The organism is Streptomyces sp. NPDC107528, assembly GCF_055639295.1.
The window spans coordinates 57,460-78,715 of sequence record NZ_JBVKAV010000017.1 but is presented as its reverse complement, the minus strand read 5'-3'; the positions used below and the strand labels follow the sequence as shown (position 1 = coordinate 78,715).

The following is a 21,256-nucleotide window of genomic DNA, read 5'->3' as shown; positions in this document are numbered from 1 at the left end:
TCGGGCAGCGGGCACCGCCTGGCCGAAACCCACGGGGCACACCCGCGGGCATGCGGAATCATGAAGCATGCGACCGGATGGCTGGCACCTGACCGAAGACGTCGACGACTTCCTCGCCCGAGCCGGAGGCTTCCTGCGCTCGCGGCCCGGCCCGCACGTCATGCAGTCGACGTGGGCCGAGAGGGTGCGGACGCGCGGGGCAAACGCCTTCGGCACCGAGGCCCCCGTCTTCGGCCTGCTGGAGCAGGCGGGCGAGGTCCGCGCGACCTTCCATCACCTCCCGCCCCGCGGAATGGGCCTCTCCCCGCTCTCACCCGAGCAGGCCGACTCCCTCGCCGCCCGCCTGGCCGCCCGCGGGCACCCCCTGCCCTCCGTCAACGCCGACCACGGCACCGCCACCGCTTTCGCCGAGGCCTGGCAGCGGCACACCGGGGCGACGGCGAAGCTCCGCGACACGCGGCTGCGTCTGTACCGCCTCGGCACGCTCACGCCACCGGAGCCGATGCCGACGGGCCGGGCCCGTGTCCTGGGCGAGCAGGACCTGGAACAAGTCATGTTCTGGTGCGGCGAGTTCGCCAAGGCCGTCGGGGAAGTCGTCTCCATCGAGGCCGACTCCTGGGCAGGCACGCGCTTCGCCGACAAGCGCTACACACTCTGGGAGACCCCGGACGGCACTCCCGTCTCCATCGCGGGCCTGAACCCCTTGATCGGCGGCCAGATCCAGGTGGACATCGTCTACACCCCGGCCGACCTGCGCGGTCACGGCTACGCGGGCGCCGTGACGGCGGCGGTGAGCCGGGCCGCGCTGACCGCGGGCGCGAAGGACGTCGTACTGTTCGCGGACCTGTCCAACCCCACGAGCAACGCCCTCTACCAGCGCCTCGGCTACCGCACGCTCACCGACTGGAGCGCGTACGACTTCTCATGACGAGGTGCGGAGCGTGCGTACCTGCGGTGACAGCAGGGCGGCCGTGGTGGCCAGGACGATCAGGGCCGCGCAGCCCGCCAGCGCCGGGCCGGTGCCCACGGCCGCCGCGACGGGGCCGGCGACGAGCAGGCCGAGCGGGGCGAAGGCCAGGGAGCCGAACCAGTCGTAGGAACTGACGCGGGACAGCGCCCGTTCCGGGATTTCTCGCTGGATGGTGGTGGCCCACAGCACACCGAAGACATCACTTGCGACCCCGGCGCCGAACATGGCCGCGGCGATCAGCCATACCGGGGCCCGGGCGCTGAGCAGGGCGATCGGCAGGGCGGCCGGAAATGTGCACAGCACGCCGACCAGGATGGGGCGTTTCACGCGCACGCGGGCCGCGAGTCCCGCGCCGGCGATGGTGCCCACGGCCTGGGCTCCCACGATCACCGACCACGCCCGTGCCCCGCCGAGGTGCTGCTCGGCCGACAAAGGGCCGAGAACGCCGACATTGGCGTTGAGCGCGGCGACGACGACGGCGTACTGGGAGACGACGACCCACAGCCACTGCCGGGAGGCGAACTCCTGCCACCCCTCTCGCAGATCGGCCCAGCCCGACGCCCTTTTGCGTGGCCGCGCGGCCACCCGCAGCGGGGCGATCAGCGCGGCGCTGACGACGAAGGACGCCGCGTTGATCGCGAGTGCCCAGCCGGCGCCCACCAGTGCCACGGTCACCCCGGACAGCGCCAGGCCCAGCAGCAGGGAGCTGTTGGTGCCCATCCGCAGCAGCCCGTTGGCCCGCTGCAGACGATCCGCGGGCACGATCAGCGGTACGAGGCCGTCCATCGCCGGGGCGAACAGGGCTGTCGCCGTGCCGGCCGCCACCGCGAGCAGACACATCGCCACCAGCGGTGCGTGCCCGGTCAGCACCATGGCGGCCAGTCCCGCGTAGGCCCCCGCCCCCAGTGCATCGGCCAGGACCATCAGCCTCGACCGCGGCATACGGTCCGCGATCACCCCGCCGGCCAGGATGAACACCAGCTGCGGCAACGCCTGGCAGGCCACCACCAGTGACAGCCGCCCCGCACCGGAGCCCGGCAGCGCGAGCACCGCGAACGCCAGCGCCACCCGCGCGAAACCGTTGCCCAGCACGGAAACGACCCGTGCGCAGGCGAGCCGGACGAACTGGGGGTCGCGCCACAGGGGCGCCCGGGTCGGAGTCACCGTCACGGCCCGGCACCCTACGGCGGCCGACGCCGATACCCGTCCTGAACCGGCCACGGAGGTGAACACCGGCTCCTGTCGGCCTCCGTGTCACAGAACGCGCGGCCGGCTCGTCCAAGGTTTCGTAGACGTATTCCGGAATCGGGACGGTGAGTGTCATGCGGGTGTTCGTGGCAGGTGGGACCGGGGTCATCGGGCGGCGGCTGGTGCCGCTGCTCGTGGAGCGGGGGCATCAGGTGACGGCCACGACGACGAGCGCGGCCAAGCTGGGTCTGCTGAAGGAGATGGGCGCGGACGGGGTCGTGATGGACGGGCTCGACGCCGTGTCGGTCGGCGAGGCGGTGGCTGCGGCGCGGCCGGACGTGATCGTGCACCAGATGACGGCGATCTCCATGCCGCACTCCGGCAAGCCGGACATCAAGCACTTCGACCGATGGTTCGCCGCCACCAACCGCCTGCGCACCGAGGGAACCGACCACCTGCTGGCCGCCGCCGAGGCGACCGGCGTCCCCCACTTCGTCGCGCAGAGCGCCGCCATCTGGAACGGCATCCGCGAGGGCGGCTGGGTGAAGACCGAGGAGGACCCGCTGCCCGTGGAGACGGGCAGGCTGCACGCGCTCGCGGAGGGCATCCGCCACATCCAGGACGTCGTCCTCAAGGCCGACGGGACGGTCCTGCGCTACGGCGGGTTCTACGGCCCGGGCGCCACCGACGACCAGGTCGAACTCGTACGCAAGCGGCAGTTCCCGCTGGTCGGGGGCGGCACCGGCTACTGCTCGTGGGTGCATCTCGACGACGCGGCGAGCGCCACCGTACTGGCCGTGGAGCAGCGGGCGCGGGGCGTGTTCAACATCGTCGACGACGAACCGGCCCCGGCCAGTGAATGGCTGCCGTATCTGGCCGCCTGCGCGGGTGCGAAGCCTCCGCTGCGGGTGCCGAAGTGGCTGGCGCGGCTGCTGGCCGGCGAGGTGGCGGTGCTGATGATGACGGAGGGGCGCGGGTTCTCCAACGCCAAGGCCAGGCGGGAGCTCGGCTGGGAGCCGCGCTATCCCTCGTGGCGCCAGGGGTTCCGGGAGGAGCTGGCGCGGTCGTAGCCGCGGGCGTCGATACGCACTTTTTTGTACGTACTTGGCAGCGCTCCGCAGCCGTCCGACCCTGGAGGCAGGTGATCGACTTCCCCGTTCCTCTTCCTCAAGGGAGCTCCATCGTGGATACGTCCATGCCCGTATCGTCCGCCGTCACCGTGCTCGGTCTGGGGCCGATGGGACGGGCCCTGGCCGGCGCCTTCCTGGCCGGCGGTCTGCGAACCACCGTGTGGAACCGCACGCCGGGCCGGGACTCGGAGCTGCTCGGGCGTGGGGCGGCCGGGGCGCTGTCGGCGGCGGAGGCGGTCGGCGCGAGTGAGCTGGTCGTCGTCTGCGTGGTGAACTACGACGCCGCCGACGCCGTCCTGCGGCAGGACGCCGTGACCGGCGCCCTCAAGGGCCGCACGGTCGTCAACCTGACCGCCGACACCCCGGCCCGCGCCCGGGACACGGCCGCATGGGCGGCCGCGCACGGCATCCGCTATCTGGACGGCGCGATCATGACGCCGGCCACGACCATCGGGACGTCCGACGCGGTGTTCCTGCACAGCGGCCCCGAGAACCTCTACCGCGAGCACCGGCCCGTCCTGGACGTGCTCGGCGGCACCCACACCCACCTGGGCGAGGACATCGGCCGGGCCGCCGCCTACGACATCGCCCTGCTCGACATCTTCTGGACGGCCATGTCGGGCTACGCGCACGCCCTGGCCGTGGCGCGGGCCGAGGGCATCACCGCGCGGGAGCTGGCCCCCTTCGCGCGGGGCATCGGCGACATCCTCCCGCCGTCGTTCGAGGAGCTCGCGGGCGACGTCGACGACGGCATCCACTCCGGCGAACTCAATCCGATCACGTCCGCCGTCTCCTCCATGGCCCACATCGTCCAGGCCTCCGAGTCCCACGGCATCGACGCGGGCGTCATGCGCGCGGCCGAGGGTCAGGCCCGCCGGGTCGTCGGGCTCGGGCACGGCACGGACGGCTTCATCCGGGTCGCCGAGCTGCTGGGGCGCCGCTCCCAGGCGGGATGACCCATCTCTCCAGTACGTCGAAGTCCCGTTCGGTGAGCCCGTAGCGGTGGTCGACGCGGTGAAGGAGGGCGGGCGCGCGATGGTGGGCGGCCACCCAGGCCCGGTCGGTGTCGGTGATCTCGTCGTCGACCCAGAGGAACGGGCGTCCGGCGGCCCAGGACACCAGGGGCCGCGTCTTCCAGTGCAGGCCACGGGGCCGGCCGAGCTCGCAACCGGGGCCGGCGTCGGAGCCGGGCTCGTCGTCCTGGTCCGGCCAGTCCATCACGGGCAGCGGGGGCAGGCCCAGCCACGGGGCGATGGCGGTGTTCGCGTCGTCCAGCCAGGTCGTGGCCCACACCAGCTCGCAGCCGAGGACGGCGAGCCGCGTCAGACGGGCGCCGAGTGCCGGGTCGATTCGGGCGAGGAGGGGGTGCTCGGCGCTCTGCGGCAGGACGCGGACCGGCTCGTACTGCTGGTACGGCCGGTCCGCCCCGAAGGGGATCAGCGTTCCGTCGACGTCCAGGAAGAGAAGCATCAGAAAAAGGATCTACCCAGGCCGGGGTGCTGCGCTACTGTCAGCTGTATGACTGCCGGGTCGGCCTTGTGCCGTGATCGAGTTGGGTGTTGCCCGGCCTCTGAGTGAGGCTGCGGCGGCGGGCCAGGAGCCCGCCTCTTTCTCTTCGCCTTCCATCCGTACGAAATCCAGCGACGGAAATCCAGCGACAGAGAAAGAGAGAGAATGCCCAACGACTTCAATCAGCAGGTCATCGACGAGTTCCGCGCCAACAAGGGCCGCGTCGGCGGCTACTTCGAGGGCGCCCGACTGATCCTCCTCACCACCACCGGCGCCCGCACCGGCCGCCCGCACACCACCCCCGTCGGCTACCTCCCCGACGGTGCCGACCGCGTCCTGGTCATCGCCTCGGCCGGCGGCGCCCCCAGCCACCCGGCGTGGTTCCACAACCTCCTCGCGAACCCTCAAGTCACCGTCGAGAGCGGCGCGTTCACCTACGAGGCGCAGGCGGTCGTACTCGACGGCGTGGAACGTGACGAGGCCTTCGCGCGGGCCGTGGAGGCGGATCCGGGGTGGGCGGAGTACCAGGAGAAGACGCGGCGGGTGATCCCCGTGGTCGCCCTGTACGAGATCGCCCAGGACGGCCCCCCGAACATCAACGCCTCCTCCATGGGCGAGGCCATCAAGGTCGTCCATGACGCCTTCCGCCGCGAACTCGCCCTGATCCGCGAGGAGATGGCCCAGGGTGGCGCCACCCTGGGCGCCCAGCTCCGCGTGAACTGCCTGACCTTCTGCGCCGGCCTGCACAACCACCACACGGGCGAGGACGTGGCCCTGTTCCCGTTCCTGGCCGACCGGCACCCCGCGTTCGCCCCCACCCTGGCCCGCCTCGGGGAGGAGCACGAGCGCATCGCCGCCCTCGTCGAGGACCTGCGCCACGCCGTGACCGCCGACCACCCGGACCCGGCCACCGCCCGCGGCGAGGTGGAGCGGCTGACGGCCGAGCTGGAGGCACATCTGACGTACGAGGAGGAGCAGTTGCTCCCGATCCTGGACGCCGCGTAAGGCTGCACGGGAGGCCACCCGCACGTCGGCGCCCTCAAAAGGGCAACGGCCTCCCGTGCACCACCTCCAGCCCCGCCACCGCCCGCGTCACCACCACATACAGCCGCTGCAGCCCCCGCTCCTCCGCCGCCACGATCGCCGCCGGCTCCACCGCGACGACATGGTCGTACTCCAGCCCCTTCACCACACTCGCCGGTACGACGGTCACCCGCGCGCCCAGCTCGTCCGCACCCCCCGCCTCGATTCCGGCCGCCCCCAGCGCCTCCCGCACCCGGCCGGCGTCCGCGTCGGCCGCGACGACCCCGACGGACCCCTCCCGGCCCAGCGCATCCCGCACGGCCCCCACGACCGCCCCGAGCAGGTCGCCGCCGGCCTGCCGGAACCGCAGTTCCCCGTCCCCCCGCAGCGAGCGGGCCGCCGGCACCTCCACGTCCAGCCGCTCCAGCAGCCGGTTGGCCAGCGCCAGGACCGCCCCGGGCACCCGGAACCCGGTCGTGAGCGGTACGACCACCGCGTCCGACTTCCCCAGCTGCCCCAGCACGCTCTCCCACGACCGCGCCGCCCACGGCGTCGTCCCCTGTGCCAGATCCCCGAGCACGGTCACCGACCCGAAGACCGCCCGCCGCGCGATCGCCCGGCACTCCATCGGCGACAGATCCTGAGCCTCGTCGACGACGACATGGCCGTACCCCTTCGGATGCTCGACGAGCCCCGCCACCTCGTCCAGGAGCACCAGATCGGCGGCCGACCAGCGGGCCGACTTCCACGACCGCGGCGGCTTCGCCCACAGCAGCGCCTTCTGCTCGTCGGCGTCCAGCAGACCGTCGGCGGCTTCCCTCAACCCTCCTGGTTCGCCGAGCAGTTGGGCCACGACCTCCTCGGGCCGCACCCGCGGCCATACGGCGTCGACGTACGCGCCGACCGCCCGCGCCCGCGAGATCCGCTGCACCCAGGCGTTGCTCCGCGGCCCGGCCCGCCGCTCGGCCTGCTCCTGGATGCGCCGCACCACCCGGGTACGCACCCGCTCCCGCCCGACGCCGTACGGCGGCTCCTCGGCCCGCACCCCCGCGACGATCCGCAGCAACTCGTCCTCCGGGACCCGCCACCGGTACGAGCCGTCGGTCAGCACGAGGGGTTCGACGCGGGTCGGTCCGCCCACGCGCGCGTACAGGGCCCGCCGCAGCACCTCCGCCATCCGGACGTCGTGCTTGAGCACGGCGCCCCTGTCGTCGTCCACACCGGTGACGGGATGCCGGGCGATCTCGTCCCGCAGCGTGGACTGCCGTACGCCGGTCTCGCCGAGGGCGGGCAGCACCTCGGCGATGTACGACAGGAAGGTCGGGTTGGGCCCGAGGATCAGCAGGCCGCCACGCCGGATGCGCTGCGGGTGGGTGTAGAGCAGGTACGCGGCGCGGTGCAGGCCGACGGCGGTCTTGCCGGTGCCGGGAGCGCCCTGCACACACAGGGAGACGGTGAGGTCGCCTCGTACGAGATCGTCCTGCTCGGGCTGGATGGTGGCCGCGATGTCCCGCATGGGCCCGACGCGGGGCCGTTCGATCTCCCGGGCGACGATGTCACTGACCCGCGACTCACCCCGGTCGAGGTGCTCGTCCTCCAGGCCGGTGAGGTCGGCGGAGTCGCCGCGGCTCCCGGGTGCCCAGCCGAACCGCCGTCGTACGGCGACGCCCTGCGGGTCGTGCGCGCCGGCCTGGTAGAAGGCGCGGGACACGGGAGCCCGCCAGTCGACGACGAGGGGCGGGGCGGCGACGTCCTCGCTGATCCGCATCCGCCCGATGTGCAGCGCCTGCCGGTCGGCGTCCAACCGCCCGAAGAACAAGGGCCCTTCGGGCAGCTCCCGCATCGCCTTCGCCCGGCTGCGCAGCCGGTACCCGAGCACCTCGGCGTCGGCACCGGAGGCGGAGACGTCCTCGGCGGTGACGACGTGCTCCTGGGCGCCGTCGACCATGGCGGCGAGGGCGGTTCGGCAGCGGTCGTGGTGGGCGCGTTCGCGGGCGAGCTCGTGATGCAGTGACGTCATTCCGAGAAGCGTACCGAAATAACGTGACCGAGTTAAATTTTTTACCGAGCCTCAGTTGTCGCCACGGCGAACCACGGCAGGCAACCCCGCCTCCAACAGCCCGAACGCCCGCTCGGCCGCCGCCACCGCATCCCCCCGCACATCGGCCGCCCGCTCCCCCGCCGCGATCCGCCGCCAGTTCTCCTGCGCGAGAATCCGCTGCACGGCCACGATCTGCCCGGCGGCCAGCCGTCCGTCCAGCCCCCCACCGAGCGCCTCGGCGAGCGCGGCCTCCGAACGCTCCAGATACCCGTACAGGCCTGCGGCCAGCGCGGGTGTCCCGTACAGCAGCGACTGATACGCGAGCACCTCGGGATGATCGTTGAGCCCCGTGATGGGATCACACCGCTCCAGCCCGTCGAGAAAGTGCCGCCGCAACGCCTCGACGGGTGAGGCGCCCCCCTGCCGCACGATCCGCGCGGCGTCGCCCTCATGATCGGCGAACCGGTACAGGACGAGGTCCTCCTTCGCCGGGAAGTACCGGAACAACGTCGGCTTGGAGATCTCCGCGGCAGCGGCCACCTCGGCCACGGAGACGGCGTCGAAGCCCTTCTCGAGGAAGAGGCGGACGGCGGTGTCGGAGACGGTTTGATACATCCGCTGCTTCTTGCGCTCACGCAGGCCGGTCTCGCTCATGGTGTCGAGCGTACGCACTGCCGCGACGACCGTCCCCGGCCCGCCGCGCAGGCTAGGCCAGGGCCCGGGCCAGGTAGGGGTTCGCCGTGGGGCGGCTCGGGACGCCGAGAGCGGAGGTCGCGGCGTCGAGGGTCATCGCATACGAGTCGACGGCCCGGCGGACGTTGGGGACGTCGAGGCTCGCGCCGGTCACCAGCCGGTCGAGATCGACGTACGCGGACCGGACGATCTCGATCCAGCGGTAGACCCGCCAGTCCTTTCGCCAGCCGCGGGTATAGCGGGAATCCAGCTTCCACTCCCAGCGGCGGAACATGCGATCCCGGATCTCCGACCTGGTGGGGGTGAGATGCATATGCCGGACCAGGTCGTAGAGAGGGTCGCCGACCAGGGCCATCTCCCAGTCGATGAGGGTCAGCGCCATGGCGTCGTCACGGTGGACGAGGTTCCACGGATTCAGGTCGCCGTGCAGCAGGGCCGGTTCCCGCTCCCTCACCTCGTGGCGGGCCAGGATCTGGTGCAGGTTGTCGGCGTCGGGCAGACCCAGCTGGCGTGCCAGCTGCTGCGACTTCTTCGGCAACTCGCGGACCATCAGCACGAGTTGCTCTCTGAGCCAGCGATGGAACCCGCCCTCACCGGCCGCCGGATCGACGTGCTTGTAGTTCACCCGGGTCAGGGCGCAGAGCTGGTCGACCAGCGCATCCGCCTCGTGCGGCAGGAGGCCGTTCACCGGATGGCTGGGGGACCGGCCGATGTCGCGCGGTCCGACGTACGTGTGGATGGTGAAGCTGTCCTTCGGATAGCTCTCCCCCAGCGCGAGGACACGCGGCGCCGCCACATCGGCGCAGGACTCCTCGATGGCGCGCAGCACCGCGTGTTCACTGAGGAAGCTCGGCTCCCGACGACAGAAGTCGGGCACCCTGCGCCGTACGACCACGGGGAAGTCGACGCCGGGCACCACGACCACCGAGTTGAGGTGCGCTGTTCCCTTGAGAACCCGGTCGGCGGGGGCCTCGCCTTCCGCCACCAGGGCCTCGCGCACGGCCGTGGAGGGGAAGTCCGGATGCTCGGGGAGCCGCGAGTCCGGCTGCCACTCGAACGCCTTCAGAGCCCAGTCGAGGCTGGCCCCGACCCGGTCGCTCCGGGACGCCCACCAGCGGAACAGCGCCCGCTCGGTCTCCCGCTCACCCGGCACGTTCCGCAAACGCAGCGGTTCCGCCGCCGCCTCCACCGCCCGGCGCACCGCCCGCGTCGCCTCGTCCAGGCTCTTCTGGGTGAAGGAGCCGATCAGCGAGCCGGCGGCACGCATCACGTCCGGGAAGACGGACTGCGCCCGCTCGAAAGCGATGTAGTGCTGCAGGTCCCTGGCCAGGCCGGCCACGGCGGCGGGGCGGACCCTGCGCATGGCCGTCGCCCACGCGGCGATCACCTCGGGCCACTGGTCGAACGGGTACCGCATGCGCACCAGGTGGGTCGCCAGGTCGTGCAGTGGATCGCCGTAGGTCGCCAGTTCCCAGTCGACGCAGATGAGGGGCGCGACTCCGGAGTCGTAGGACAGGATCAGGTTGTCACGGTGGAGGTCGGCGTGGAGCAGACTGTACGGTCGCCGGGTCATGGCGGGAACGCGTTCGGCGAACCTCAGCAAGGCGTCCTCGGGGATGCCCAGAGCGGCGAACAGGCCCCCGAACACCGTCCAGTTGGGCTTTCTGATCTGCTCGTCCGCGAGATGGGCGAGCGCACGCAGGAACCCTTGGCTGTCCGCGTTGCTGCGAGGCCATGCGGAGGGAAGTGGTGGCAGCGCTCCGCGCCGCACGTGAGGCATCCGGGCGAGCAGATCCGCCAGCGCCTCGACGAGCAGGGCGTCGAGGGGCTTGCCATCGGCGCAGACGCTGGACAGCGGCACGCCCTCCACATAGCTGTGGATCGCGAAGTCCTCACCATGGACCAGGCACTCCGGGGCGTGTGGCACGAGCCCCTTGATGGCACCGAGGATCTCCGCCTCGTTCCGCCAGGTCCGGATCACCACGGGCAGGGCCTCGGCGCGGCGGATCCGCACGGTAACGGGCGTGCCGACCGGACGATCGAGCAGGTCCGCCAAGGGTTCCGTCAACGGCAACAGATAGTTCTCGTTGTGGTGCCCACTCGTGGCCTGGCCCTCCTTGGCTGCGCTCACGAACGCCGCGCAGACGCTTTCGAGACCTCCGTGCGTGGCGCGCCCCCCGGCGGAGAGACGGGGATCAGGAGGTGCTGCCACTGGCTGCTCCGGTACAGGAGGAGGGATGGTAGGCAAACGTTAAGCACGGGACGGAAGCCATGCATGCCGGCGAGAGGCTCACGAAGCCGATTCCCACTGTTGCGCGTGAGGTCTGTGCGTTACGACGAAGCCAAGCGTTTGCTCAGTCGGTGCGGGCATGCTACAGGAAGCCCGGCACCCGCCAGGGCGAGAACTGACGGTGCGCTTGGTGTCGGAGACGTCCTGCGCGCTACTGCGACAGCAGGTTCCAGACCGAGTCGAACCACTTCTGCATGCTGTCCACGAACACCGTGCCCGATGAATCGGGATCCTCGTCCTTCACGTGGTGGGTCAGCGTTGCGTTCAGGCCCAGGACGTCGAGCGCCGTGAGCACTTCGTCGTCCTCCAGCATGATCTTGCGCTCGATCACCTCATACGGCCCGTGCAGCGCTTCGGCACCGTTGAACAGATAGAGCTTGAAGGCCGGCGTGAGCGGTGCCCGTCGGATCTCGACGTCGACCGACGGCACCAGCCCCTCGGCCTGGAGGGACGCGAGCGACTGCCGCAGCGACTTCGCGTGTCGCTCCGTGATGTCGTGCAGCCGCTCCCGCAACCGCGGGTCCCCCTTGTCGTCCTTGACGCGGGGATAGGGCAGGGACTGCGTCTCGGCAGGCAGGAGCATGCGCAGGGTGATACGTCCGGGGCTGATGGAGCGGCCGCGGATACGGTCGGCCTGCTGCTGGATGCGCCAGTACAGGGACTCGGATGTCAACGTGTAGACGTCCAGCGTCACTTCGGGCTGCTCGAAGGCCTCGCTGATGAGGGATTCGAGGGTGATGCCGCGGCGCGAGCGGGTGGCCTTGGGGGTCGGCGAGTGTATCCGCTGGGTCTTGATCACCCGGGACCCGCTGCCCTGCCGTGATTCGATCCAGCCCTCGTCGACCAGTTCCCGCAGGGCCCGTTGGACGGTGTCCCTGGAGACGCCGAACTCCTCCGCCAGATCACGCTGGGACGGCAGATAGGAGCCCGGCGAGTACGGCCCGTCGGTCATGCGGGCGCGCAACTCGTCGGCGACCCGCTGGAACTCCCGGCCGCCGCTGTCACTGGTCTGCTGCGCATCCACACCTCGACCGTACCGCTTGCAGTCCACTCTGAAACCCGAACCCAGTCAACCCGCCTGCCGCACAGGCCGGTTGGTTAAGGGATCAGTCAGACCGGGCAGACCGTCCGCAAGCCAACCAGTCCAATTGGACGGATAGTTGGAGCGTTGCGGGAAAGTGGAAGGGAGGTGGTGGAATGCTTCTGCTTCAAGTCTCCAGGGGACTCTTCGAGCTGGCCCTGGGCATGCAGGCGCAGACGAAGCTCGGCGGCGTCGGCGTACTGCTCCTGCTGGCGGTGGGGGTGGGCATACGGGCGCGGCGCGCAGGCCTGGCCGTCGGGGCCGCCATGGTGTTCACGCTGCTGATGATTCAGGCCTGAGCCCGGACCAGTGGCAGGACCGACTTCAGCTCGGCCACAACCGTCTTGGCCCCGGCCTCCCGCAGCAGCTTCTCCTTGTACGGATTACGCGCGTAGCCGAGGAACGCCACGCCGGCGCTGTTCGCGGCGGCGAGGTCCGAGGGCGTGTCGCCGATCATCAGGGCGGACGAGCGTGCCGCCCCCATGGCGCTCAGGGCCCGGTTGAGGCAGTGCGGGTCCGGCTTGAGGTGATGCAGGTCCTGGGTGCGGCCGTAGATGTGCGGGCTGAAGCAGGAGAGCAGGCCACGGCCGTTGAGATAGGTGCGGACCACTCGGGGGGAGTTGTTGGTGGTGATGGCCAACCGGGATCCGACGGCCGTCCAGGTGCGTATCAGCGGGTCCGCGTACGCCGTGGGCATCGCGGAGGAGGTCGCCCGCAGTTCCTCCTGGGTGAGACGTTCCTCCAGCTCCGCGACCAGGTCGCTGCCGGGGTGCCGGCGGTCGACGGCGCGCAGCACGACGTGGGGGTCGAGCAACTCCCGCTCGGCGGCGGTCAGCAACCCGTGCAACCCCCGCCCCTCAAGCCACTCCACCAGCTCGGCCGCCACCCGCTCCGCCGAATGTCCCGCGAACAGCCGGCAGATCGGGCCGTCGAAGTCCCACAGCACGACGCGGGCGCGCCGGATCAGTTCGCGGAGTCGTTCCGTGTCGTTCTCGGTCTCTGCTGTCACCTGTTCAGTCTGCTTCGTATCAGAAGTCACTAGGAGAGTGTCAGGTCAGTGGTGATGGTTTCCCAGAGGGCGTCGAACCACTTCTGGGATTCCTCCACGAACGCGGCGTCGCGCTGACCGGCCTGCTTGACGAAGGAGAAGAGGAGGGACTGGGAGCCGAGGGCGTCGTACATGTCCAGGGTGCGGCTCTCGTACTCCTCCTGGCGTTCGGTGAGGACGTAGTAGCCGATGAGGGCTTCGTCGCTGTTGAGGAGGTAGAGCTTCACCGGGGGTGTGAACGGCAGGGCGCGGAAGGTGACATGGACGTCGATGCCGTGGGTGGAGCGGATGGCCTGGAGGTTGTGGCGGAGCACCTGGGCCTGGGCGTTGCGCATCGCCAGCCAGCGTTTGTGCACCGGGTCGTCGTCCCCCCGCCCCTCCACCAGGACCGGAAAGGCGAGATGGATGTCCCGGGACGGCAGCAGGACCCGGACGTCGATCGACTCGGGGCGGATCGAACCCTCGTGGATCAGCCGGAGGGGTTCACCGAGGGCCAGCATCAGGGTTTCCGAGGTGTGGCATACGACGTCCACGCGGACGTGCGGTGCGGCGAAGGCCTCCGTCAGACGGGGGGCAAGGCTGACCATCGTCGGCTGGGGAGCGCCCCGGGTGGGGGCCGGCAGGGCGATGCGCGGCGGGCTGCCCTTGCTGACGTTGGTGAGGAGGCCGTCCTCCTGCAGTGCGCGCAGAGCCTGGCGTACGGTGCCTCGCTCCACGCCGAACTCCTCGGCCAGCTCGGCCTGGGTGGGCAGACGGTCGCCCGCCTTGAGCTCTCCGACACGGATCCGTTCCCGCAGGATGTCGGCGATCTCCTGCGGCGAGAGTCTCCTGCTGCCGTTCACTGCCACGTTCTCCTGAGTCACGACCAAACGCTACAACTCTCGCCCATCTATGGGCAGTTGTTTGTAGCTTGTTTCAAAGTAGGGGCCAAGTGGGGACAACTTAGTTGGAGTTGGCGCCAAGTTGGTTGAGTTGGCGGAAGTAATCCTTCCATCCCCAGAAGCCCGAAGGGGGAAACACCGATGCCCGTCCTCGCACTCCTCTCCGCCGTGTTCGTCGTCGGCGTCGAGCAGACCCTCCAGTGGAAGTACGGTGCCACCGGAATCATCGGCCTACTGCTGCTCACCATAGGCATCAAGGCCAAGAGCCCGACCGTCAGTTCGATAGGGGCCGTCGTCCTCGCGATCCTGCTCTCGGGTCCCGCCCTATGACCACGATAAACACCCAGGTCAAACACTGTGGGGGATGATCAGCTCGTGAGCTGCAGCTCCGAACTGATCGTCTCCCACAGCGCGTTGAACCACACGTGCGACTGCTCCACGAACGTCGTGTCCCGCAGCGCGGCCCCCTGCTCGAAGGCGAACAGCGTCGACTGGATGCCCGGGGCGTCGTACATCTCCAGGTGCTGCTGGCCGATCTCCACCTCGCTGCGCGCCAGCGTGTAGTAGGCGAAGAGCGCCTCCGTGCCGTTGAGGAGGTAGAGCTTCACCGGCGGTGTGAACGGCAGCGCGCGGAAGGTGACCCGCACATCGATGCCGTGCGTGGCGCGCAGCGCCAGCAGATTGTGCCGGAGCACCTGACCCTGGGCGTTGCGCTGGGCGAGCCAGCGCCGGCGCAGCTGTACGTCGTCGTCGGCCGAGCCGTGGACCGGCGTCGGGAACGCGAGCGAGATGTCGCGGCTCGGCAGCATGACGCGGACGTCGACCTTGGCCGGTTTCAGCTGTCCCGCGTGGATCTGGCGGAGCGGTTCGCCCATGGCGAGCGTGAGGGAGACCGAGGTGAGGCACAGCGCGTCGATCTCGACGTGCGGGGCGGCGAAGGCGGCCGCTATCCGCGGGGCGAGGGCCACCATGGTCGGCTGCGGCGCGGCTCCGGGGCCGGTCAGCGCCCTGCCGAGGTCGGGGGCGACGGTCGCCGGGGCCCCTTTGGACACGTTGGTCAGCAGATGCTCCGACTGCAGGATGCGCAGCGCCTGCCGTACGGCTCCGCGCTCGACGCCGAACTCGTCCGCCAGCTTGGCCTGGGTGGGCATGCGCTGGCCGGGCTGCAGTGCGCCCGAGGTGATGCGGGCGCGCAGCTCATCGGCCACGTCCCGATGTGACTTCTGTGGCCGCTGTGAACTCTTCCGCCCATTGGCGGAGGCGTGTTTCGGCTCCACGACCAAACACTACAACTTCCCGCCATCTTTGGGCAGTTCCGGGGAAGGTGGTTATGAGACGCTCCCAAGCGGTCATAAGTACAGTGAAGTTGGTCGCCAACTTAAGCAACATGGTCAAACTTCAGGAGGGTTGGCCACCAGAGTCGGTTCTGTCGCACATCGTCCCCGAGAGGAGACCGGCATGCCGCTCATCTACCTCGCTGTAGCCGCGCTCGTCATTGGATTCGAGCAACTCATCCAGTGGAAGTACGGGCCGATGGGCATCATTGCCTTTCTCGCCCTGACCATCGGTATCAAGGCCAGGAACACCATGATCGGCGGCATCGGCGCGGTGATCCTCGTCATGTTGCTCGCCCACTAGGCCTTCCCACGAAGGCCCGGCGACCAGGTTCGGCCGTCCGGGCTCCCTTCCGGAGGGGAGCCGGGAGCCCGGTCGGTCAGCACAGCCACAACTTCACATCGACAACCGAATACCGACAGCACAGCCACAACTGAACAGCTCGCTACGGATCAGCAGACCTGTCACCGGCCGAGAGGAGGCCTCAGAAGACGTCCGGACACCAAGGTCGCCTGGACGTACGCAGCAGGGCGTCGGCCACCAGGGCGGCGCCCGCTCGTTCTTCCCGGACCCGCCCCAGCGCGGTGAGCCGTACGGCGGACTCGTCACCGAGCCAGAGGCTGCCCAAGTCGGCCACGTCGAGGGTGAGTTCGGGCGCGGCCGTGGTCGGCGTACAGGAGGATCCGCCGGCCGACGCCTCCAGCAGGTAACGTCCGCCGGTCAGTCCGGCCCCGTCCACGACCTCCAGCACCAGCGACCCCTGCCCCTGGTACGTCCGCGCCTCCAGCGCCCGTACTACATCCAGGATCCGCACCCACAACCAGTCCGCCAGCGTCGTGACCCGGGCGGCCCGCGGATCGGGGAAGTAGAGGGGCAGCAGGTCGTCGGGGGCCCGCCAGCCACTCTTGACCGTCGTGATCCAGTCGATCGAGCACAGGTACCGCCACAGGGCGCGCTCGGCGTCCGGGGTGGCCGCGACGAGCCAGTTCACGGTCGCCGTGTTGAGCGGCTGCTTGCCGTCGCCCCAGTGGTCGTCCGCCTTGTACGACGCCAGTCCCTGGACCTCGCCGCCCGCCGAGCGGTACACGGCGAAGAAGGGCTCGGTCCACGGGGACCTGTCCAGGCGCAGCACCCCGGTGCTGACCTGCCACCAGCGCTCGTCCCGGTCGACGGCGCCCGGCTGGGCGCGGCGCACCCGCTCGTACAACTCCGGGCCGATCTTGCGTACGTCCGCGCCGTCCACGATGTCGATACGGCCGCCGTCGTCCGGGCAGGCCCACCTCGGGTCGAGGCCGGTGCGGGGGACGTCGATGGTCCACTGGGCCGTGGACGTGGCGGGGCCGAAGCCGTAGCGGCCGTAGATCGGGTACTCGGCGGCGATCAGGGTGGCGACGACGTCACCGCGGTCCTTCGCGGCGGCCAGGTCGCGGGCCATCATGCGGGTGAGCAGGCCGCGGCGGCGGTGGGTGGGGCTGACGGTGACGTTCGAGATGGCGTCCGCGGGGACGGGGGCGCCGCCGACCGCGGTGATCTCCTGGGCGAAGGAGCGGAAGGTCGCCACGCAGCGGCCGGTGTCGAAGGCGCCGAGGGTGCGGGACGGGACGATGTACGACGCGCGGTCGGCGACCTCTGCCTCGGAGACGTCGGGGCTGCGCAGGAAGCCGGTGTTCAGGGCCCGGGTCCAGTCGGGGATGTCGGCCTCGGTGATCGGGCGGACGTCGATGTCGGTGGGAGGTTCGGGACGGCTCATGGGGTCACGGTAGGTGGGCGGGCGTGACGTGTCGCCGGGTTTTTACTCGCCCTCAAACTCCCCCGGAGAGGACACCCCCGGACCGGCCGAAAGGCAACAGCCCCCTCCCTGTGGGCGGGGGCTGTCTCAAGCGCCGTCCTCGGACCGCTCCGACCGGCGTGCTACGTCAACAGGTCGTCCACCTGGGCCTCACCGTCCCGGTACCGCCGCGCGATCTCCGCGCTGCAGTCGTCGGCAGTCCGCTGCAGGCGTTGACGGCGCCGGGACACCTGCTGCTCGTAACGGACGAGGCGTCCCATCGCGGTGTTCAGTTCGGCGTCCGTGCGGGCCTCCAGGTCCGACAGTTCCACCTCGGCCAGCATCTCGGTCGCCAGCAGCCGGTACTCCTCGCTCTGCGGGGTGCCCAGCGTCACGTGGCGGGCCGAGGAGCGGTGGCGGGCCGGGGCGTCGGTCAGGATCTCCGGGAGACGGTCGACGACGGACGCCGCGCCCGCCGGCGAGCGCCGTGCCACCTCCGCCCGCAGGATGTCGATCCGCCCCTGCAGCAGCCGTCGTAGATAGCTCAGATCCGCCTCGTCGCGCTGCGCGTCCCGGCGCAGGGTGCGCAGCTCGGGCAGGCTGAGTGCGGTCAGGTCGTGCTCGGGCGGTTCCACGGGCAGCCGCGGGCCCGGATCCTCGGCGGTGCGCTGCGTGGGCGGCCGCAGGCCGTCCAGCTGGGCCGCGTGGCTCAACACGACAGCCCCAGGAGGCTGCCCTGAACTCGGTGTGCTCATATGCCTCTACCGTCCCCTCGACCGGCGTGTGGAAGCATGGTGCCATCCCAACTGGCCGCAATGTGACCGAGTGCCCCCGAACGGGCCCAGATGGGGGGTTAAGGATCAAAAAAGAAACCCCCAAAGAGGCCACTGCTCCGCACCCGGCATGATGTCCGCATGCGAGCTGTGGTGCAGAGGGTGGACGGCGCGAGTGTCGTCGTGGACGACGAGACGGTCGGGGAGATCGACGGCGAGGGGCTGTGCGTGCTCGTCGGCGTCACACACGAGGACACCAAGGAGAAGGCCGCCCAACTCGCCCGCAAACTCTGGTCGATCCGCATGCTGCACGACGAGAAGTCGTGCAGCGACATCGACGCCCCGCTCCTCGTCATCAGCCAGTTCACCCTGTACGGCGACGCGCGCAAGGGACGCCGGCCCACCTGGAACGCCGCCGCCCCGGGCGATGTCGCCGAGCCGCTCGTCGACGAGGTCGTCGCCCAACTCCGCGCCCTGGGCGCGACGGTGGCTACGGGCCGGTTCGGGGCCAAGATGCGGGTGGGCTTGACGAACGACGGCCCGTTCACGGTACTGATCGAAATCTGATCACCGGCTGATCACTTCCGATCGAGATCCGGTCGTCGCTGCCATCGTCCTGGGGGGACCATGAAGAGATCCGCGTATGTCACCGGAGTCGCTCTGCTCGCACTGGTGGCCTGCTCGGCGGAGGGGAAGACCGAGGCCGGCACCGAGGGGAGCAAGGAGAAGCAGGCCCCGACGGCTCCTCGTGCCTCTCCCTACACGGTGAGGGAACTGAAGACCGCACTGCTCACCACGGCGCAGACGCCGAGCGGCTTCGAGGTATACCGAACCACCGCCACCGAACCCAGCAGCCCTCCGGCCGATGCCTCGGAGAAGGTACGGCCGGCGGAGTGCGCGGTGCTGCGCAATCCGGACGTCAAGGCGAAGGGGGAGACCGTCTTCGCCAGGGCGCAGCTCCACCGGGCCAGCGAGGGACTGGACCTGCACAGCATGGCCCTGGCCGGCTGGGCCGAGACCGACGCGAAGGCGCGGATGGCGGCGCTGCGGAGCGCGCTGGCGAAGTGCGGGTCGATCGAGTACGAGAACATCGACAGCAATGGCGTCATGCAAGCCCGCTTCCAGGCCGAGAAGGCCCCGGATCTGGGCGACGAGGCACTGCGGTTCTCACTGAATTCGCCCTCGTCCTACCAGGGTTTCACCGTCGTACGCGTTCAGGGAGTGATCACGTACGTGAGGTCCGATACCATCTTCGGCCCGAGTCTGACCGACCGGCAGCGCGAGGAACTCACCCCCGAACACCAGGAGCAGCTCATCCGCGCCCAGGTCGCCAAGGTCGAACGAACCCTGCGCTAGCGGCGCCGGCGGTCAGGGCTCGACCACCGTCTCCTGCGCCGCGGCCGTCGTGTCCGCCATCAGCGGTGCGTCCACCGGCACGTTCCGCTTGACCAGCGCGAGTGCGACCGGGCCGAGCTCGTGGTGGCGTACGGACGTCGTGATGAAGCCGATCTTGCGGCCGTCGGGACCCTCGTCGGCGAGCCGGATCTCGGTGCCGGGCGTCGGCAGGTGGACCTCGCTGCCGTCGAGGTGCAGGAAGACCAGCCGGCGCGGCGGCTTGCCGAGGTTCTGGACGCGGGCGACGGTCTCCTGGCCGCGGTAACAGCCCTTCTGAAGGTGCACCGCGCCGGCGATCCAGCCCAGCTCGTGCGGGATGGTGCGGTGGTCGGTCTCGAAGCCGAGGCGCGGGCGGTGGTGCTCGACGCGCAGCGCCTCGTAGGCGAGGATGCCGGCCGGCGGGCCGGCCTTCTGCGCGTACGACTCCAGGTCGGCGCGCGGGAGGAACAGGTCGCGGCCGTGCGCCGTCTCGCGTACGACGCCGCCCTCGGGTACCTCGGCGATCGACCCGGCAGGCAGGTACACGACCGCGAACTCGGCGGTCCGGTCGGCGACTTCGACCTGGTAGAAGAACTTCATCGACTCCAGGTACGCGATCAGCGCGTCCTGGGTGCCGGGCTCGACATGGGCCCAGACCGTCGTGCCGTCGTCGACCAGGTACAGCGCGTGCTCGATGTGGCCGTGCGCGGAAAGGATCAGCGCCTCGGTGGCCTCGCCCACCGGAAGGTCGCTGACGTGCTGCGTGAGCAGCAGATGCAGCCAGCTCAGCCGGTCCTGGCCGGTGACCGCGATCACTCCGCGGTGCGAGAGGTCGACGAAACCGGTGCCGTCGGCGAGGGCACGCTGCTCGCGGAACAGGTCGCCGTAGTGGGCGGCGACGCCTTCGTCCACGCCCTCGGCGGGCACGGCACCGGGCAGGGTCAGCAAAGGGCTCTTCATATGCACAAGCCTACGACTCGGTAGTTGAATTCTTGAGCTTGCGGGCGCAGTCCTCACAGCGGCCGAAGATCGCGAAGTGCTTCATGTCCGTGTCGAACCCGAAGGTCTCACGCAGCTTCGCCGTGAAATCCGCGGCCACCGACACATCGGCCTCGATCACGTTCGTGCAGTCGCGGCAGACCAGGTGGAGGTGATGGTGCCGGTCCGCCAGGTGGTACGTCGGCGCGCCGTGCCCGAGGTGGGCGTGGCTGACCAGCCCGAGCTCCTCCAGGAGCTCCAGGGTCCGGTACACGGTGGAAATGTTGACCCCCGACGCAGTCTTCCTCACTTCCACGAGGATGTCGTCGGGGGTCGCATGCTCAAGGGTGTCCACGGCTTCCAGGACAAGCTGACGCTGAGGCGTCAGCCGGTAGCCGCGCTGCCTGAGGTCGCTCTTCCAGTCGGTGCTCACCACACCCAAGAGTCTAGGACTACTTGAAGAAAGCGATGCCGTCGTCCGGCATGTCATCGGGAAGGGCCTTGGCCCAGCGCTCGACGTCCTCCGGGGTGACGACCTTCTTCAGGTGGGCCGACATGTAGGGGCGCAGCTCGACCTCGGGGGTCTGCTTCTCGCCGACCCACATGAGGTCGCTCTTGACGTAGCCGTACAGCCGCTTGCCGCCGGTGTACGGGCCGGAGGCGGCCGTACGGGCCACCGCGTCCGTGACCAGGTCGATCTGCGGCTTCTTGTCGGCCAGCTCGCCGTACCAGATCTCGACGACACCGTCGTCGCGGACCATGGTGACCTCGACCTTGCGGTCGGCGTCGATGCGCCAGAAGCCGTACTCGGACTCCAGCGGCTTCACCTTGTTGCCGTCGTTGTCCAGCACCCAGGTGTGGGACCGGTACTCCAGGAAGTCCCGGCCGTCGTGGGCGAAGGTGACCTCCTGCCCGAAGTTGCACTTCTCGGAGCCGGGGAAGTCGTGCACGCCCGCGCCCGCCCAGCTGCCGAGCAGGAAGGCGAGGGGGACGAGGTCCTTGTGAAGGTCGGACGGGATCTCGATCATGAGCAGCTCAGAAGTCTCGTACGTCGGGTGATGGGGATCAGCGCTGGCCCTGGTACAGCTTCTTCACGGCCAGCCCGGCGAAGGCGAGGACGCCGACGCAGACCAGGACCAGCAGGGCTTCGAAGAAGATCTCCACGGGGTTGCTC

The 21,256-nt window shown here is 70.0% G+C and carries 23 protein-coding genes; 9 read left to right on the top strand and 14 right to left on the bottom strand.

Annotation, left to right across the window (positions count from 1 at the left end):
• The first annotated feature begins 67 nt into the window (after positions 1 to 67).
• Positions 68 to 928: a GNAT family N-acetyltransferase gene (locus tag ACZ7L5_RS41075; protein WP_471523715.1), complete on the top strand. Its 861-nt coding sequence runs from the start codon at positions 68 to 70 to the stop codon at positions 926 to 928.
• On the opposite strand, the gene ACZ7L5_RS41070 is transcribed toward ACZ7L5_RS41075, so the two are convergent.
• Positions 923 to 2,140, bottom strand: coding sequence for an MFS transporter (locus tag ACZ7L5_RS41070; protein WP_471523713.1), 1,218 nt, complete (start codon positions 2,138 to 2,140; stop codon positions 923 to 925). The two genes, ACZ7L5_RS41075 and ACZ7L5_RS41070, sit on opposite strands and share 6 nt — an antisense overlap.
• A gap of 152 nt (positions 2,141 to 2,292) precedes the next feature.
• Between ACZ7L5_RS41070 and ACZ7L5_RS41065 the strand changes: the two genes are divergently transcribed.
• Both ACZ7L5_RS41065 and ACZ7L5_RS41060 read left to right on the top strand, forming a co-directional pair.
• Complete coding sequence (locus ACZ7L5_RS41065; RefSeq protein ID WP_471523711.1) at positions 2,293 to 3,228, top strand: NAD-dependent epimerase/dehydratase family protein; 936 nt, start codon at positions 2,293 to 2,295, stop codon at positions 3,226 to 3,228.
• 125 nt (positions 3,229 to 3,353) lie between these two features.
• A complete protein-coding gene (locus ACZ7L5_RS41060) occupies positions 3,354 to 4,244 on the top strand; it encodes an NAD(P)-dependent oxidoreductase (RefSeq protein ID WP_471523709.1) in 891 nt (296 codons plus the stop codon).
• On the opposite strand, the gene ACZ7L5_RS41055 is transcribed toward ACZ7L5_RS41060, so the two are convergent.
• Positions 4,198 to 4,758, bottom strand: a complete 561-nt coding sequence (locus ACZ7L5_RS41055) for an HAD domain-containing protein (protein ID WP_471523707.1) — start codon at positions 4,756 to 4,758, stop codon at positions 4,198 to 4,200. The genes ACZ7L5_RS41060 and ACZ7L5_RS41055 overlap by 47 nt on opposite strands.
• Before the next feature lie 204 nt (positions 4,759 to 4,962).
• On the opposite strand from ACZ7L5_RS41055, the gene ACZ7L5_RS41050 reads away from it, so the two are divergent.
• Complete coding sequence (locus ACZ7L5_RS41050; protein ID WP_471523705.1) at positions 4,963 to 5,802, top strand: nitroreductase/quinone reductase family protein; 840 nt, start codon at positions 4,963 to 4,965, stop codon at positions 5,800 to 5,802.
• Positions 5,803 to 5,836: 34 nt separating this feature from the next.
• On the opposite strand, the gene ACZ7L5_RS41045 is transcribed toward ACZ7L5_RS41050, so the two are convergent.
• The 4 genes from ACZ7L5_RS41045 to ACZ7L5_RS41030 form a co-directional block, all read right to left on the bottom strand.
• Positions 5,837 to 7,840: a HelD family protein gene (locus tag ACZ7L5_RS41045; protein ID WP_471523703.1), complete on the bottom strand. Its 2,004-nt coding sequence runs from the start codon at positions 7,838 to 7,840 to the stop codon at positions 5,837 to 5,839.
• Between the two features lie 51 nt (positions 7,841 to 7,891).
• Complete coding sequence (locus ACZ7L5_RS41040; RefSeq protein WP_471523701.1) at positions 7,892 to 8,515, bottom strand: TetR/AcrR family transcriptional regulator; 624 nt, start codon at positions 8,513 to 8,515, stop codon at positions 7,892 to 7,894.
• A 52-nt stretch (positions 8,516 to 8,567) separates the two neighbouring features.
• Entirely contained in the window at positions 8,568 to 10,685 is a 2,118-nt protein-coding gene (locus ACZ7L5_RS41035) for a phosphotransferase family protein (protein WP_471523699.1), read from the bottom strand.
• A 310-nt stretch (positions 10,686 to 10,995) separates the two neighbouring features.
• The gene (locus ACZ7L5_RS41030) at positions 10,996 to 11,868 is read right to left on the bottom strand and encodes a winged helix-turn-helix domain-containing protein (protein ID WP_363041331.1); all 873 of its coding nucleotides are present in this window, start codon (positions 11,866 to 11,868) and stop codon (positions 10,996 to 10,998) included.
• A 173-nt stretch (positions 11,869 to 12,041) separates the two neighbouring features.
• On the opposite strand from ACZ7L5_RS41030, the gene ACZ7L5_RS41025 reads away from it, so the two are divergent.
• On the top strand, positions 12,042 to 12,224 hold the full coding sequence (locus ACZ7L5_RS41025) for a hypothetical protein (protein WP_328880775.1): 183 nt from the start codon (positions 12,042 to 12,044) through the stop codon (positions 12,222 to 12,224).
• Here ACZ7L5_RS41025 and ACZ7L5_RS41020 read toward each other — a convergent pair.
• Entirely contained in the window at positions 12,215 to 12,934 is a 720-nt protein-coding gene (locus ACZ7L5_RS41020) for an HAD family hydrolase (RefSeq protein WP_471523697.1), read from the bottom strand. The two genes, ACZ7L5_RS41025 and ACZ7L5_RS41020, sit on opposite strands and share 10 nt — an antisense overlap.
• Positions 12,935 to 12,963: 29 nt before the next feature.
• Positions 12,964 to 13,842, bottom strand: a complete 879-nt coding sequence (locus tag ACZ7L5_RS41015; protein WP_362388791.1) for a winged helix-turn-helix domain-containing protein — start codon at positions 13,840 to 13,842, stop codon at positions 12,964 to 12,966.
• 153 nt (positions 13,843 to 13,995) lie between these two features.
• Here ACZ7L5_RS41015 and ACZ7L5_RS41010 point away from each other — a divergent pair, with 153 nt between their 5' ends.
• A complete protein-coding gene (locus ACZ7L5_RS41010; RefSeq protein ID WP_328426642.1) occupies positions 13,996 to 14,184 on the top strand; it encodes a hypothetical protein in 189 nt (62 codons plus the stop codon).
• Positions 14,185 to 14,222: 38 nt separating this feature from the next.
• On the opposite strand, the gene ACZ7L5_RS41005 is transcribed toward ACZ7L5_RS41010, so the two are convergent.
• The gene (locus ACZ7L5_RS41005) at positions 14,223 to 15,137 is read right to left on the bottom strand and encodes a winged helix-turn-helix domain-containing protein (protein WP_363041328.1); all 915 of its coding nucleotides are present in this window, start codon (positions 15,135 to 15,137) and stop codon (positions 14,223 to 14,225) included.
• A gap of 175 nt (positions 15,138 to 15,312) precedes the next feature.
• On the opposite strand from ACZ7L5_RS41005, the gene ACZ7L5_RS41000 reads away from it, so the two are divergent.
• Positions 15,313 to 15,492, top strand: a complete 180-nt coding sequence (locus ACZ7L5_RS41000; protein ID WP_362388718.1) for a hypothetical protein — start codon at positions 15,313 to 15,315, stop codon at positions 15,490 to 15,492.
• 181 nt (positions 15,493 to 15,673) lie between these two features.
• Here the strand turns inward: ACZ7L5_RS41000 and ACZ7L5_RS40995 are convergent, their stop codons facing one another.
• Together ACZ7L5_RS40995 and ACZ7L5_RS40990 are read right to left on the bottom strand one after the other, a co-directional pair.
• Positions 15,674 to 16,939, bottom strand: coding sequence for a GNAT family N-acetyltransferase (locus tag ACZ7L5_RS40995; RefSeq protein WP_471523694.1), 1,266 nt, complete (start codon positions 16,937 to 16,939; stop codon positions 15,674 to 15,676).
• Between the two features lie 161 nt (positions 16,940 to 17,100).
• The gene (locus ACZ7L5_RS40990) at positions 17,101 to 17,712 is read right to left on the bottom strand and encodes an RsiG family protein (protein ID WP_363041324.1); all 612 of its coding nucleotides are present in this window, start codon (positions 17,710 to 17,712) and stop codon (positions 17,101 to 17,103) included.
• A gap of 159 nt (positions 17,713 to 17,871) precedes the next feature.
• On the opposite strand from ACZ7L5_RS40990, the gene dtd reads away from it, so the two are divergent.
• The gene (dtd, locus tag ACZ7L5_RS40985; RefSeq protein WP_391407640.1) at positions 17,872 to 18,297 is read left to right on the top strand and encodes a D-aminoacyl-tRNA deacylase; all 426 of its coding nucleotides are present in this window, start codon (positions 17,872 to 17,874) and stop codon (positions 18,295 to 18,297) included.
• Between the two features lie 60 nt (positions 18,298 to 18,357).
• Positions 18,358 to 19,086 carry a hypothetical protein gene (locus ACZ7L5_RS40980; RefSeq protein WP_471523691.1) on the top strand — a complete coding sequence of 243 codons (729 nt, stop codon included), beginning with the start codon at positions 18,358 to 18,360 and terminating at the stop codon, positions 19,084 to 19,086.
• Between the two features lie 12 nt (positions 19,087 to 19,098).
• On the opposite strand, the gene ygfZ is transcribed toward ACZ7L5_RS40980, so the two are convergent.
• From ygfZ to ACZ7L5_RS40965, 3 genes are read right to left on the bottom strand one after another with little or no spacing between them, the layout of a single operon-like run.
• Positions 19,099 to 20,064, bottom strand: a complete 966-nt coding sequence (gene ygfZ / locus ACZ7L5_RS40975) for a CAF17-like 4Fe-4S cluster assembly/insertion protein YgfZ (protein ID WP_363041322.1) — start codon at positions 20,062 to 20,064, stop codon at positions 19,099 to 19,101.
• Positions 20,065 to 20,074: 10 nt separating this feature from the next.
• Positions 20,075 to 20,518: a Fur family transcriptional regulator gene (locus ACZ7L5_RS40970; RefSeq protein ID WP_328880766.1), complete on the bottom strand. Its 444-nt coding sequence runs from the start codon at positions 20,516 to 20,518 to the stop codon at positions 20,075 to 20,077.
• A gap of 16 nt (positions 20,519 to 20,534) precedes the next feature.
• Positions 20,535 to 21,110 carry a heme-binding beta-barrel domain-containing protein gene (locus tag ACZ7L5_RS40965; protein ID WP_362388726.1) on the bottom strand — a complete coding sequence of 192 codons (576 nt, stop codon included), beginning with the start codon at positions 21,108 to 21,110 and terminating at the stop codon, positions 20,535 to 20,537.
• Positions 21,111 to 21,256 lie beyond the last annotated feature (146 nt).